Annotated in this window: 11 protein-coding genes; 6 read left to right on the top strand and 5 right to left on the bottom strand. The window is 60.1% G+C overall.

Annotation, left to right across the window (positions count from 1 at the left end):
* From AC1ME2_RS04370 to AC1ME2_RS04350, 5 genes are all read left to right on the top strand, one after another.
* Positions 1-321, top strand: a complete 321-nt coding sequence (locus AC1ME2_RS04370; RefSeq protein WP_480439546.1) for an MSMEG_0570 family nitrogen starvation response protein — start codon at positions 1-3, stop codon at positions 319-321.
* Positions 322-374: 53 nt separating this feature from the next.
* Positions 375-1,673 carry an MSMEG_0569 family flavin-dependent oxidoreductase gene (locus AC1ME2_RS04365; RefSeq protein WP_480439545.1) on the top strand — a complete coding sequence of 433 codons (1,299 nt, stop codon included), beginning with the start codon at positions 375-377 and terminating at the stop codon, positions 1,671-1,673.
* Between the two features lie 128 nt (positions 1,674-1,801).
* Positions 1,802-2,533 carry a GntR family transcriptional regulator gene (locus AC1ME2_RS04360; RefSeq protein WP_480439544.1) on the top strand — a complete coding sequence of 244 codons (732 nt, stop codon included), beginning with the start codon at positions 1,802-1,804 and terminating at the stop codon, positions 2,531-2,533.
* Between the two features lie 48 nt (positions 2,534-2,581).
* Positions 2,582-3,874, top strand: a complete 1,293-nt coding sequence (locus tag AC1ME2_RS04355) for an MFS transporter (RefSeq protein ID WP_480439542.1) — start codon at positions 2,582-2,584, stop codon at positions 3,872-3,874.
* Positions 3,875-3,930: 56 nt separating this feature from the next.
* Complete coding sequence (locus AC1ME2_RS04350) at positions 3,931-4,782, top strand: amidohydrolase family protein (protein ID WP_480439541.1); 852 nt, start codon at positions 3,931-3,933, stop codon at positions 4,780-4,782.
* A gap of 640 nt (positions 4,783-5,422) precedes the next feature.
* Here the strand turns inward: AC1ME2_RS04350 and AC1ME2_RS04345 are convergent.
* Genes AC1ME2_RS04345 through AC1ME2_RS04335 form a run of 3 tightly spaced genes read right to left on the bottom strand, consistent with a single transcriptional unit; the run spans position 5,423 to position 11,211 of the window.
* A complete protein-coding gene (locus AC1ME2_RS04345; RefSeq protein WP_480439540.1) occupies positions 5,423-6,850 on the bottom strand; it encodes an efflux transporter outer membrane subunit in 1,428 nt (475 codons plus the stop codon).
* The gene (locus tag AC1ME2_RS04340) at positions 6,834-8,000 is read right to left on the bottom strand and encodes an efflux RND transporter periplasmic adaptor subunit (RefSeq protein WP_480439538.1); all 1,167 of its coding nucleotides are present in this window, start codon (positions 7,998-8,000) and stop codon (positions 6,834-6,836) included. The genes AC1ME2_RS04345 and AC1ME2_RS04340 overlap by 17 nt, the downstream gene beginning before the upstream one ends.
* Entirely contained in the window at positions 7,990-11,211 is a 3,222-nt protein-coding gene (locus AC1ME2_RS04335) for an efflux RND transporter permease subunit (RefSeq protein ID WP_480439536.1), read from the bottom strand. Before AC1ME2_RS04335 ends, AC1ME2_RS04340 begins: the two co-directional genes overlap by 11 nt.
* A 207-nt stretch (positions 11,212-11,418) precedes the next feature.
* Between AC1ME2_RS04335 and AC1ME2_RS04330 the strand changes: the two genes are divergently transcribed.
* Entirely contained in the window at positions 11,419-11,832 is a 414-nt protein-coding gene (locus AC1ME2_RS04330) for a PA0061/PA0062 family lipoprotein (protein WP_480439535.1), read from the top strand.
* 104 nt (positions 11,833-11,936) lie between these two features.
* Here AC1ME2_RS04330 and AC1ME2_RS04325 read toward each other — a convergent pair whose 3' ends face one another.
* Positions 11,937-13,328, bottom strand: coding sequence for a sensor histidine kinase (locus AC1ME2_RS04325; RefSeq protein WP_480439534.1), 1,392 nt, complete (start codon positions 13,326-13,328; stop codon positions 11,937-11,939).
* The gene (locus AC1ME2_RS04320) at positions 13,306-13,989 is read right to left on the bottom strand and encodes a response regulator transcription factor (RefSeq protein WP_480439533.1); all 684 of its coding nucleotides are present in this window, start codon (positions 13,987-13,989) and stop codon (positions 13,306-13,308) included. Before AC1ME2_RS04320 ends, AC1ME2_RS04325 begins: the two co-directional genes overlap by 23 nt.
* Between the last annotated feature and the right edge of the window lie 46 nt (positions 13,990-14,035).

Genomic DNA, 14,035 nt, shown 5'->3' with positions numbered 1-14,035 from the left:
ATGCCCGCCGTCAACTTCAATATCCGCTGGCCCAACGGCAAGGAAGCGACAGGTTATTCGCCGTCTACGGTGATTTACGACCACTTGCAGGAAGGCGCCAGTTACCCGTTGGCCGACTTTCTGCAGCGCATCGAGACTGCACTGAACAATGCCTCTGAGCGGGTGAAGCAGGTCAAGGGCTTCTATTGCAGTTCAGCCATGGACACCTTGAGTTCGCTCAAGGGCCAGGCCAGCTATCTGGACGACGGACCGGTGGAAATCCTCAGCATGCGCACTGAAGGCGGCGGTCGGGTGACCGCAGCTGGCTGGGGTTCGTTCTGAGGCACTGGTTTTTCCCTTCTAACCCTATTGTCACTCAGTACCGGAGAGCCCTCATGGCCAGCCACCTCACTTCAGTCAAACCTCCTCACCACAGCGTCATTATCGTCGGCGGCGGCCAGGCGGGGTTATCTGCGAGCTATTACCTGCAACAGCAGGACATCGATCACCTGGTGCTGGAAAAGCACAGCCTGACCCATGCCTGGCGCAACCAGCGCTGGGATGCGTTCAGCTTGGTGACGCCCAACTGGCAATGCGCGCTGCCGGGCTATACCTACAACGACAATTTCAACGGCAACGATCCCCACGGCTTCATGAAGAAGGACGAGATCAACGCGTACCTCGCTGGCTTCGCTCAATCGGTCAACGCGCCAGCTCGGGTGGGCATTACTGTGCAGCGAGTGGTGCCTCGTACCAGCGGCGGTTTCGAGGTCCACACGTCACAGGGTGAGTTCACTGCCGATCAAGTCATCGTCGCATCGGGCGGTTATCACACACCGATCATCCCGCGTCTGGCCGAGCGTCTGCCTGTAAGCATCCATCAGCTTCACTCCGAGCAATACCGCAATCCGCAGGTCTTGCCCGCTGGCAACGTGTTGGTGGTCGGCTCCGGTCAATCGGGTGCGCAGATCGCCGAAGACTTGCACCTCGCAGGGCGCAAGGTCTATCTGGCGGTCGGTGATGCACCGCGTTGTGCACGCTTTTATCGGGGCAAGGACGTGGTCGACTGGCTGGCGGAGATGGGCTACTACGACATCGGCGTCGACACTCACCCATTGCGTGAAGGTGTCCGCGACAACACCAACCATTACGTCACCGGGCGTGACGGTGGGCGCGATATCGACCTGCGCACCTTCGCCCGCGAAGGCATGGAGCTGTTCGGACGTCTGGACGGCCTGCAAGGCAGCAAACTGCAGTTCGCCAGCAACCTGGGCGAGAGCCTGGACAGCGCCGATGCGGTCTACAACCGGATCAACACGTCCATCGACACCTACATCGAACAGCACAGCATCGACGCTCCGGCGGGTGAGCGTTACGAGCCGGTCTGGGCGCCAGAACAGGAACGCAGCGAGCTGGACCTGGAAGCGCAGGGCATTACCAGCATCATCTGGTGCATCGGTTTCACCCCGGATTTCACCTGGGTCGAAGCGCCGGTGTTCAACGGTCGCGGCCATCCCGGGCATGAGCGCGGGATCACGGCGCAGTCCGGTTTGTACTTTCTGGGGCTGCCTTGGTTGTACACCTGGGGTTCGGGACGTTTTTCCGGGATAGCACGGGATGCGCAGTACATGGTTGAGCACATAGCAGAACTGGCTGAATCGAAGGTCGAGGCACGGCGTTCCATGTCCAGATAAGGCGATGCGCCATTCGCAGCGGGATGCTGCGAATGGGATGAATCAGGCAAAACACAACCCTTGACGAGATTTTGTAACGGGAGAATACTGCGCTCAACATTCATATAGATGACTAGATAACTACAACAATGAATAGACTATCGAGTGACGAGCGCCTGCCGCTTTACCAACGTCTGCGCGATCAATTGGCCGAGCAGATCGCCAATAACCGCTGGCGCCCCGGCGAAGCTATTCCCACCGAAGCAGCGCTGTCGTCCGAGTACGGTTTGTCCACCGGCACCGTGCGCAAGGCCATCGACATGCTGGTCGGTGAAAACGTCCTTGAGCGCCAACAAGGCCGGGGTACGTTTATTCGCCGTCCGCAGTTTCAATCCTCCCTGTTTCGCTTCTTCCGCTTCCAGACCGCCGCCGGTGAACGTCAGGTTCCCGAGAGCCGCATCCTGTCCATCGAACCGATGAGCGCACCCTCGGCGGTCAGCGAGGCCTTGGGACTTGCCCCGGATTCCCCCGTCATCCGCTTGTCGCGTTTGCGTTTGCTGGATGCGAAACCGGTGCTGGCAGAAGAAATCTGGCTGCCGCGGACGCTTTTTCAGCCGCTTCTGGACACCGATCTGGATCAGCAAGGGCCTTTGCTTTATCCGATTTACGAGGCGCTGTGCGGCCAAGTGGTGGCCTCTGCCGAAGAAACCCTGACCGCCGACTCGGTCAGCGAGATTCACGCCCGGCTGCTGCAGATTCCGCCCAACAGCCCGGTGGTGGTGATCGAGCGTCTGGCGCGCAATTACGCCGGGGAACCGCTGGAGTGGCGTCGTTCGCGCGGGCACGCCAGGCACTTTCGTTACAGCGTCGAGATCCGCTGACAGTTCACCATTCACATCGCTGCACGTACACCTATAAGGACAATAATCATGTTTAAGTGGTATCGCGAAGTCACTCCTCGGGAGCGCAAGACGTTCTGGGCCTGTTTCGGCGGCTGGTCGCTGGACGCCCTGGAAGTGCAGATGTTCGGTCTGGCGATTCCGGCGCTGATCGCCGCGTTCGCCTTGAGCAAGGGTGATGCCGGGTTGATCAGCGGCGTGACGCTGATCACCTCGGCCTTGGGCGGCTGGCTGGGCGGGACACTCTCCGACCGTTATGGCCGGGTGCGTACCTTGCAATGGATGATCCTCTGGTTTTCGTTGTTCACGTTTGTCTCCGCGTTCGCCACCGGCTTCAATCAGTTGCTGATCGTCAAGGCCCTGCAAGGCTTCGGTATCGGTGGCGAGTGGGCTGCGGGTGCGGTGTTGATGGCTGAAACCATCCAGCCAAAATTTCGCGGCAAGGTGATGGGTACCGTGCAAAGTGCCTGGGCGGTGGGTTGGGCCGTGGCGGTCGGGACCTTCGCCCTGATTTATTCCTTTGTGCCGGAAGCCATGGCCTGGCGCGTGATGTTCCTGGTCGGTCTGCTGCCTGCTTTGCTGATTATTTGGGTACGACGCAACGTCGAAGAACCGGACAGCTTTCAGCGTCAGCAAAAAGAAAAAACCAAACCGCAGGGCTTCTTCACGTCCATGGCGGGTATTTTCCGTCCGCAATTGTTGCGTGTGACATTGCTCGGCGGACTGCTGGGGCTGGGGGCTCATGGCGGATACCACGCGGTAATGACCTGGCTGCCGACGTTCCTCAAGACCGAGCGCAATCTTTCGGTGCTGAGTTCCGGCGGTTATCTGGCAGTGATCATTGTCGCGTTCTGGTGCGGCTGCATCGTCAGCGGTTTGTTGATTGATCGTATCGGTCGGCGTAAGAACATCATCCTGTTCGCGCTGTGCTGCGTGGTGACGGTGCAGTGCTACCTGTTCCTGCCGCTGACTAACACGCAGATGTTGTTCCTCGGTTTCCCGTTGGGTTTCTTCGCGGCCGGTATTCCGGCGAGCCTGGGCGCTTTGTTCAACGAGTTGTACCCGGCGGATGTGCGTGGGGCCGGCGTGGGCTTCTGCTACAACTTCGGTCGCGTGGTGTCCTCGGTGTTTCCGTTCATGGTCGGCCATATGAGCGAGTCGATGTCACTGGGTTCGGCCATCGGCATCGACGCAGGGATTGCCTACGGCGTGGCGGTCATCGCGGCCATGGCGTTGCCGGAAACTAGAGGGCGTACCCTCGACGCCACTCCCGCAGCGACCCAGGGAACCGCGAAAAAAGCCGAAACCGCGCATCAGGCTTGATTCAGTTCGTTAACCGCGCGGCGTCTTTCGCCGCGCTCATTTCATAGATGAGTGCCATGCCCGATATCCGCTCCGCTCCCTGTACTTCGCCGATCCTCGGCATAGATGCTCATGCCCATGTGTTCAGTCGCGAGCTGGAGCGGGCCTCGGCCCGACGCTACAGCCCCGACTATGACGCCCCGCTTGAACAGTATCTGGCGCATTTACGCGAACACGGCCTGAGCCATGGGGTGCTGGTGCAGCCAAGTTTTCTGGGCATCGACAATCAGTACCTGCTGTCGGCGTTGCAACAGGCACCGGGGCAGTTGCGCGGTGTGGCTGTGGTTGATCCGCAAATCAGCTACGCAGCGCTGGAGCAGATGGCCGGGCAGGGCATCGTCGGTATTCGTCTGAACCTTGTCGGGCAAGCATTGCCGGACCTTGCCGACGACACGTGGAAGCGCCTGTTGACGCAGGTTGCGGCCCTTGGCCTGCATGTCGAGGTGCACCGCGAGGTCGAAGACTTGCCCGCGTTGATCAGCGCCTTGATGCCTTATGACTGCAAGATCGTCATCGACCATTTCGGCCGCCCGGACGCGTTGCTGGGCGTCGAGCAACCGGCGTTTGCACAATTGCTGGAGCTGGGGCTGAGCGGTCGGGTGTGGATGAAGATTTCTGGTATTTACCGTTTGGGCGCCAGCCCGGAGCAGAACATGACCTTCGCTCGCGAGGCCATGCCGTTGTTGACGCAGGCTTTTGGCAAGCAGCGTCTGGTGTGGGGCAGCGACTGGCCACACACCCAGTATGAACGTCAGATGACCTACGGCACGGCGGTCGAGCAATTGCGGCAGCTCGGTTGTTCGGCGGATATTGAACGCGCGATGCTGGTGGAGGCGCCACAGGCGTTGTTTGGGTTTGTGACTGACTGACGATGCTTGCTGTTTTTGCGACCGCTGCGCGGTCGATCGCGGGCAAGTCCACTCCCATAAAACTGCTTTTTAATCTTTCAAAAACAAATGGTTGGCGCTGTATCTTGGGTGTATATCCGGCATTGGCGTGTGCTGGAATTGCGGTTCCGCTCTTACAGCGTGTCACTTTTTCAGACGCCGGAATGCCGGACCATCAAAAAGTAACCAAAACGCTTTGCCCCTCCATACGGATCCTCGCTTAGGCTCGGATTTCCCTCGCTCCGGCGTTGCTCCGGGGGTCGCCGCAAGGGGCCGTCCCTGGCCCCGTGCGGCTTACTCGGCATCCTGGCCCCGTGCGGCTTACTCGGCATCCTTGCCTCGTACCCCCCTGCGCAACGCCTGCGCTCGGCCTCCTGGAAAATGGGCCTGACCGTAATTGGGTAGTCAATTCACACAAAATCCCAAAGGCAAATCAAAATCTCTGTAGGAGCGAATTCATTCGCGAAGGCGGCGTACCTGACACGCCGCCACCAATCACAACACATAAATCGCAACCCAGTTTGCTGCGCGACAGCGCGGCGTCGAAGACGGGGCGAAACCTCCTACAAGTGTCAACGCAAATGTAGGCGTGGGCTTGCCCGCGATGGCGGCGTATTTAGGCTTACTCGGTTTTCCACCCACCCCCCAATGCCACAGCCAAACCCACACTGGCCTGTAAACGGCTTGTGTCCAGCACCTGCAATCGGCGCTGCGCTTGCAATGCAGTGGTCTGCGCGGTCACCACATCGAGGTAGCTCATCGCGCCTGCCTGGTAGCTGTCCATGGCGATGTGTTCGGCACTTTGCGCAGCACTGACGGTAGCGTGCTCATCCTCGGCTTCCTGCTGCAAATCACGCAATTGACCGAGGTTGTCTTCGACTTCACGTACGGCACGCAACACTTGACTGCGATAGTGCGCGGCGGCCTCTTCAAACTCGGCGTGGGCCTGACGTTCGTTGGCACTGAGGCGTCCGCCATCGAAAATCGGCAGGTTGATCAGTGGGCCCAGCGCCCAATACCGATTGGCCGCTCCCAGCAGATTGCCGCTGCCGGAGGTTTGCCCGCCAAGCAAGCCGGTCAAGCTGAAGTCGGGGTACCAGGCCGCCCGTGCCACGCCAATATTGGCGTTGGCGGCAAACACTCGACGCTCGGCGGCGGCGATGTCCGGACGGCGCTGCAGCAGGGTGCTGGGCAGGGCTTCGGGCGTCGTGGGAAGGTGCAGAGCCTGCTGGTTGTCGGCCAGACGAAAATCACTGGGCAGGGCGCCGACCAGTTCCGCGATGGCGTGTTCGCGCAGGTTACGCTGGGCGTGTACGTCGTCAAGTTGCGCGCGAGCCTCGGCCAGTTGGCTCTGGGCGCGGGTCAGGTCGAGTTCCGAGGCGATCTGGCCTTGATAGCGGTTGCGCGTCAGTTGCAGGGCTTGGGTGTAATCGTCTAGCGACTGGGTGAGTATCGAGCCCTGCGCATCGAGCCCGCGCAGTTGAATGTAAAGCGTCGCCAGTTGCTGTTGCAGGCTGAGTCGCGCCACTGCCAGATCGTCGGCAGATGCATCAGCCTGTGCGTCGCCGGCGGCTACCTGATTGCGAATCCGGCCCCACAGGTCGGGGTCGAAGCTCAGGCTCAATCCCAACGTGTCACTGTTATAGACTGCGGGTTGCGTGGCCCCGCGCAAAGGCTTGGTATCGGACTGACGCTGGCGTAAGGGCTGGGCACTGGCGCTGATTTGCGGAAACAATCCGGCATGCAATTGGCTGGCAAAGGCCTGAGCGCCATCAAAATGTGCCAGGGCGGCGGCCAGATCGGGGTTGGCCTTGAGCAGCTGTTGCTGCAACTCGTTCAGGCGTGCATCGCGGTAGAGCTGCCACCACTGCGCCTGGACCTGATCTGCGGGCTGCGCCGTGTGCCACGGGCCGTCACTGGTCTGCTCACGGTAATGATCCGGCAAGGTCATCGGCGGTATTTTGTAAGTGGGCGCCAACGAACACCCTTGCAGGGAGAATGCGAGCCCCAGTGCTAAAACCAGAGCGGTACAGTCAAGCCTTGGGCGCATGTGAAACTCCTGCCTCGGCCAGTTGAACGGGGTCGTTTTCGCGCAGAGCGTCCGGCGGGTTGTCGACGACGTGGTCGGCAGGGGACAGGCCTTGATCAATGACCAGTCGGTCGCCCAAATCCAGGCCGATGTGAATGTCGCGCAAATGCACATGGTTGGTACTGTCCAGCACCGCGACTTGGGTACCTTGGGCGCGGAAGATCAAGGCGCTGGCCGGGATGCTCACGCCGTGGGTATCGGCTGCCACATGGATTGTCGCTTCGGCGTAGTCGCCGGGCATCAGCGCGCCGTCCGGGTTATCAGCGACGAATTGCGCCAACAGCGTTCCGGAGCGCGGATCCACGGCGGTAGAGTCACCCATCAAGTGGGCGCTGAACTGCTGGCCGGGATGTTCGGGCACGGTCAGTTCGATCTGCATGCCAGGACGGATGATGCTGGCGTAGGTTTGTGGCACCGGTACGTACAGGCGCAAGCGGTGGGTATCGGCGATGTTGAACAGCGCGACGTCACCAGCGGAATCGGCCTTGATCAACTGACCGACGTCGGTGTTGCGCGCGGTGATCGTTCCCGCGAACGGCGCGCGAATGGTTTTATACGCTTCAAGGTCCGACAGCCGCGCATAGTCAGCGGCGGCGGCCTGCACATCGGCCTTGGCCGCAGCAGCGTTGGAGATTTTCTCGTCGACTTCCTGGCGCGATACCGAGTGCGTTGCCAGCAAATTCTGCCAGCGACTGGACGTGGTTTCCGCGAGACGGGCATTGGCCTGTACTTGCGCCAGATGGGCGCGGGTCTGGGCCATCTGTTCATCCAGCTCCGGGCTGTCGATTTCGGCCAGCACTTGACCTGCCTTGACCTGACTGCCGATATCGGTTTCCCAGTTTTTCAGGTAACCGCTGACCCGGGCATTGATGGGGGCCTTGCTCCAGGCTTCCAGATGCGAGGGCAGGCGCAGCGTGTCGCCCTGAGCGTTATGGGTGGGCTTGAACACAGTGACCACCGGCAGCGCCTGGGCTTGGGTCCAGTTGACCACTGATTTTTCATGGCGGGTACGTGCGGCAAGACCATTGGCGACCAGCAGTGCCGCTAGGGTCAGCCCGCCGATACCGGCCAGCATCAGGCGTTTGCGTGAAGGGGCGTGTTCAGACGGCATGGGGAGTTTCTCCAACAACAACGCGAGAGGTTGAGCGACGGTGCACCAGACTGAAGACCACCGGGACGAAGAGCAGCGTGGCGGTAGTGGCCAGGATCAGACCGCCGATCACAGCGCGCCCGAGGGGCGCGTTCTGCTCTTCGGACAGGGCCAGCGGCAACATGCCGATGATCATGGCCAGGGCCGTCATGCAGACCGGACGGAAACGGGTGTAACCGGCTTCGAGAGCTGCCTTGAGCGCATCGCCATGCTCGGCCAGCCGTTCGCGACAGAAGCTCACCACAAGGATGGAGTTGGCGGTGGCCACACCCATGCACAAAATAGCCCCGGTCAATGCGGGCACCGACAACGATGTGTTGCTCAGGAACAGCATCCAGACGATCCCGGCCAAGGCGGCGGGCAGGGCGGTGATGATCACAAATGGATCGACCCACGACTGGAAGTTGACCACGATCAGCAAGTAAATCAGCACCACCGCGCCCAATAGGCCCAGGCTTAGGCCGTTGAACGCTTCATGCAGCGCATCAATCTGGCCATGCAGACTGACTGTCGTGCCTTTGGGGCGCAGGTGTTCGGCACCGTCGAGGACTTTCTGTATGTCGCCAGCCACACCGCCGAGGTCACGGCCCTGCACGTTGGCGTAAAGGTCCAGCGTCGGCTCGATGTTGTAGTGCGTTACCACGGCCGGGCTCTCGACACGTTTGATGGTCGCCAGCCCGCCAAGGATCTGCGACTGGCCATCGCTGCCGGTGATCGGTAACGCTTCCAGGGTCGGCAGGCTGTCGAGACGGTATTGCGGTGTCGCGGCAACCACGGGGTAAGACACGCCGTTCTTCGGATTGAGCCAGTACGTGGGCGCTACTTGTGAGGTTCCGGCCAATGACGCGCCGAGGCTGGTGGTCACATCGTGTTCGGTGATGCCCAGTTGTTTGGCGCGTAGCCGATCGACGTCCACTTGCAGCGATGGATAACCGGTGGACTGCTGGATACGTAAATCGGCGATGCCGGGCACCTGCACCAAGCGCCGTTGCAGCTCAAGCGCGTACGCACGGTTGGCGACGCTATCGGGGCCGGAGATTTTCACATCCAGTGGGGCCGGAGCGCCAAAGTTGAGAATCTGGCTGCTGATGTCGGCGGGCATAAAGGCGAAATGACTGCCGGGAAAGCTTTGTGGCAGGGCTTCACGCAGGCGTTTGACGTAATCGGCCGTCGGTGTGTGACCCGGCTTTAAGGACACCTGAATATCGCCGTCTTGCGGCCCAATCGTGCCGCTGCTGCTATAGGCCATATCGATACCGCTCAAGGGGATGCCGATATTGTCGATGACGGTGTCCAGTTGTTCGGCCGGAATGATTTCGCGGATGCGGGTTTCTATGCGGTCAAAGGCGGCCGCACTTTCTTCAATTCTCGTGCCCAGCGGCAGACGCACATGCAGGGACAGCGCTCCGGCGTCAGTGGCAGGGAAGAAGTCCTGGCCCAGGCTCGGCAGTAACGCAAAGCTGGCCAGCACACAGGCCATGAACCCGATCAAAAAAACTGGGCGGTGTTCCAGTGCCAACCCCAACAGGCCGTGATACACGTCGCGTATTGCTGAGAACCCACGCTCGAAACCCTGCTGGAAATTCAGCAACCCCCGCAGAAACACATGTCGCTGGCGGGGATGTTGCTCACCTTCGTGATGATTGATGAAGCCGTCTTCGGGGTGATGGCCCAGGCCTTCCTCCACGGCATGCGGCTTGAGCAAAAACATCGCCAGGGTTGGTACCAAGGTGCGCGACAGCAGGAACGAGCTGGCCATGGCGAAAATTACCGCCAGCGCCATTGGTCGAAACAGAAAACCGGCGATGCCCTGCAACATAAACATCGGCACGAACACGATGCAGATGCACAGCAGTGAGACGAACGCCGGCCCGACGATCTGCCGGGCACCGTCGAGGATCGCGTCCTTGACCGCCTTACCCTGTTCCAGATGCCAGTTGATGTTCTCGATGGTTACCGTGGCGTCATCCACCAGAATCCCCACCGCCAGGGCCAGCCCGCCAAGGGTCATGACGTTCAGGGTCTGACCGCTCACCGCCAGCAAGGCGATGGCCGACAACACGGCCAACGGAATCGATGCAGTGATGATCAGCGTCGAGCGCCAACTGCCAAGAAACAGCAGGATCATCACGCTGGTCAGCAGCGCGGCGATGATGCCTTCACGGGCGACGCTGCCCACTGATTGTTTGACGAATACCGAGGCGTCATCCAGCAGCGAAGTTTTAAGTTCTGGCGGAAGGGTTTCATTGATCAACGGCAGCATAGCGCGGACGCCGTCGACGATGGACAGGGTGGAAATACTGCCGTTCTTCAGTGCAGGCATCAGCACTGCACGCCGCCCGTCGACCCGCACAATATTGGTCTGTGGCGGCGAGCCATCACGCACGTGGGCCACTTGGCCGATGGTGATCAGCGCACCGTTGACGGTCTTGATCGGCAGGTCGTTGAGTTCATTGATTGCTTGAGGGCTGTTGTTGAGCAATACGGTGTATTCGCTGCCGCCGAGTTTCGCTGTACCTACCGGAATCATCTGGTTCTGCGCAGCCAGGGCATTGGCCACGTCCTGCGCCGACAGCCCCTTGGCTGCCAACGCCTGGGGGTCTAGGTCGAGCGTGACCTGGCGTTGCTTGCCGCCCATGGGCGTCGGCAGGGCCAGGCCGGGTACTGACGTCAATGGCAGACGAATGTTGTTCTGCACGAGATCGCGAATCCGCGCTTCCGAAAGGGTCGGGCTGGAAAACGCCATCTGCAGGATAGGGACGGTCGAGGCGCTGTAGTTGAGGATCTGCGGCGGCGTGATACCCGGTGGCATTTGTTTTAGCACCGTCTGTGATACGGCGGTGACCTGGGCGTTGGCGGTGCGGATATCGACACCAGGCTGGAAGAAAATCTTGACGATGCCCATGCCGGGCAGCGATTGCGACTCAATGTGTTCGATATCGTTGACCGTGGTACTCAGGGAGCGTTCGTAGGTGTAGATCACTCGGCCGGCCATGGCGTCGGGTGACAGACCGTTGTACTGCCAGACCACGGCCACCACGGGGATGCCAATGTCGGGAAACACATCGGTTGGGGTTCGCAAGGCCGCCATGGGCCCGACAATGCAGATGAATATCGCCAACACGATGAACGTGTAGGGCTTGAGCAGTGCGGTCTTTACCAGCCCGAGCATGCCAGGAACCTCCAGTTTGGAATCCCGGCAGTCTTGTCTCGAGTGCTTAACAGGATGCTTTCAGCTACATGAATAAATAGTTAATCAGCGCTTTAAATTCCTTTCATGTGGATTCATTTGTTTGCAGCCCTGGACCTCGCCAAGCTTACCTCCATCGAAAGCCCTGACGTTTCAGGGGACGGATTCCTACTGCCGAGGTATACCTTGATGTCATCCAAATCACTGCTGTTGATACCGATGCTGAGCCTGGTTGCTCTACTGAGTGCCTGCGCCGGGCCGATGCCCAAAGCTGACCCGAGCGAGGCTTGGATCAGCTTTCAGGAAGAGCCTCAAGGGACGTTATTGGCTGAAGATGTTGACGGCAAACGCCTCAACGATGGCCGCTATTTCGAAGTCACTCCCGGCGCCCACAAGTTGGATATGACCCTGTTCGTCGCCGGGGGGCCGGGTGATTCCAATCAGGAAGACTGCCGTGCGCGGGTCAACTTCGACCAGTTCAAGGCCGGTGAGCATTACACACTGGTGGAGTCGAGCCTCGGTCAGGAATACCGCGCCAGCTTGGTCGACTCCCATGGCAAGCAAGTGAGCAAAACCCAGGACTTCACGTGCATGGCCGGCTGAACCCGAACGCTCCTTTCAACGGTTTTCGTTGGGCCCATGGTAGTTTCCATGGGCTTTTTTTTCGTGGGTTCTGTGATAGGCACATCGCCATAGCCAGGAGCTCTTTACACCCGCTCAATCCCTTGCCGACACTCCAGAGTCAAGCTGGCTCCACCTGAAGGGCTGGCGCCGATCCTCAGTTTGAAGCCGTGCAAACTGACGATGGCGGCGACGATGGAGAGGCCCAGGCCGAAGCCGTTTTGCTGGCTGCCGCCATCGCAACGGTAGAAGCGCTGGAACACTGCCTCTCGTTCGGTGATAGGGATGCCTGGGCCGGAATCCTGGACTTCGATGCGGGTGCTGTCGCCATCCGATTGCGCGCTGAGGATGACAGTGCCGCCGACGGGGGTGAATTTGATCGAGTTGCTCAGTAGGTTGGCCAGCGCTTCGAATAGTAGCGCTCGGTCTCCGATCAATTTCGGCAGGGATGGCGCGAGTTGCAAGCGCAGGTTCAGGCCACCTTCCTCTGCCAGAGGCAGATAGAAGTCGTGAAGCTCTTGCAACAACGGTTGCGGATCCAGCTCGACGAAGCCTGAGCGTCGCTGATGGTCTTCCAGTTCGGAGATGCGTAACAGGCCTCGAAAGCGTGCCATCAACATGTCGGCTTCGGCGATGACCTGGCCCATCTGCGCGGCTTGCTGCGAATCCTCCGGTGATTGTTGCTGAATGCGATAGAGCTGCGCCCGCAGGCGGGTCAGGGGTGTGCGTAAATCATGCGCGATGTTGTCGCAGACGCCTTTGACCTCATTCATCAGCTTCTCGATACGATCCAGCATGGCGTTGACGATGACCGCCAGCATGTCCAGCTCGTCGCGCCGGTCCGACACCGGCAGACGCCGGGTCAGATCACCGGCGACGATGGCCTCGGCGCTGGCCTGGATCCCGCGAATGCGCCGCAAGGGTCGGCGTCGCAGCAAGTGCCAACCAGCGACACCGGGAATGATGGTCAGGGATATGGCCCACAGCAGGGCATGCAGAATGATAGTGTTCACGGCGAACAGCGAACCGTTGTCGCGCACCAGCACCAGCCAGCGACCGTCGTGGGTCTGTGTGGCGACCGCGTCGCAGCTGTCGGGTGGCAGTGCGGGGTCATCGGAATCAATGCAGGTGCTCAGCGGATGAATCTGGCCATCCAGCGGCAGGTTGTCCGGAATACTGTGGATCTGGCCGATGAGCGGTTTGTGGTGCGCGTCAAACAGGCCGTAGGCGTCCACGGCGCGGATGTCGAAGGTGATGCTGGTGGCCAGCGCATCGACCAACTGGTCGCCCTGGAAACGGGAAAAAAGGTGCTGACGTTGTATCAGTGAATGGCGGGAGAGGTTGCTCAGGTAACTCGTCACCTCCGCATAAAGTACACCCATTAAAATGCCGCTCCAGGCGACGAATAGAAAACTGTACAACGCCAACAGGCGGCTGGTCGAAGAGCGCCAGCCCTTAGAGGGGTTCAGCAATGACATAGCCCGAGCCTCGCACGGTTCGAATCAGTGGTGTCACGCCCTGAGCGTCTATTTTTTTGCGCAAACGCCCGATATGCACGTCGATCAGGTTGGTGCCGGGGTCGAAGTGGTAGCCCCACACTTCCTCGAAAATCATCATCCGGGTAATGATTTGCCCGCTGTTACGCATCATGAACTCCAGCAATTTATATTCGGTGGGCAGCAGGTTCAGGGGTTGCTCGCCACGTTTGGCTTCGCGGCTAATCAGGTTGAGTTCAAGGTCGGCCACGCGCAGAACGGTATCGGACTCGCTCACCGGATTGCGACGGCGCAGCAGCACCTCGACCCGGGCGGCCATTTCGTCGGAGGCGAAGGGTTTGGACAGGTAGTCGTCGCCCCCCGCGCGCAGGCCACGCACTCGCTCGTCGACGTCAGACAGTGCGCTGATCATCAGAATCGGCGTGGCAATGCTCAGGGCGCGCAACGTTGTGACGATGGCCAAACCGTTCACTTCGGGAAGCATTCGGTCCAGGGTGATCAGGTCGTAACCACCGCTGACCGCCCGTACCAGGCCCTCGCGGCCGTTGTTGACCCAGTCCACCTCCAGTCCGTGGCTAGTCAATTCGGCGACGATTTCCTTCGCCGTTACGGCATCGTCCTCGATGGTCAGAATTCGGGTCATAGTGTCTGCCTGAGGGGGTTACGGCTGAAGGCCGTATTTTGCCCCT

Source organism: Pseudomonas sp. ASL9, assembly GCF_056680335.1.
The sequence above is the reverse complement of the archived record's forward strand: the minus strand, read 5'-3'. Positions and strand labels throughout refer to the sequence as shown.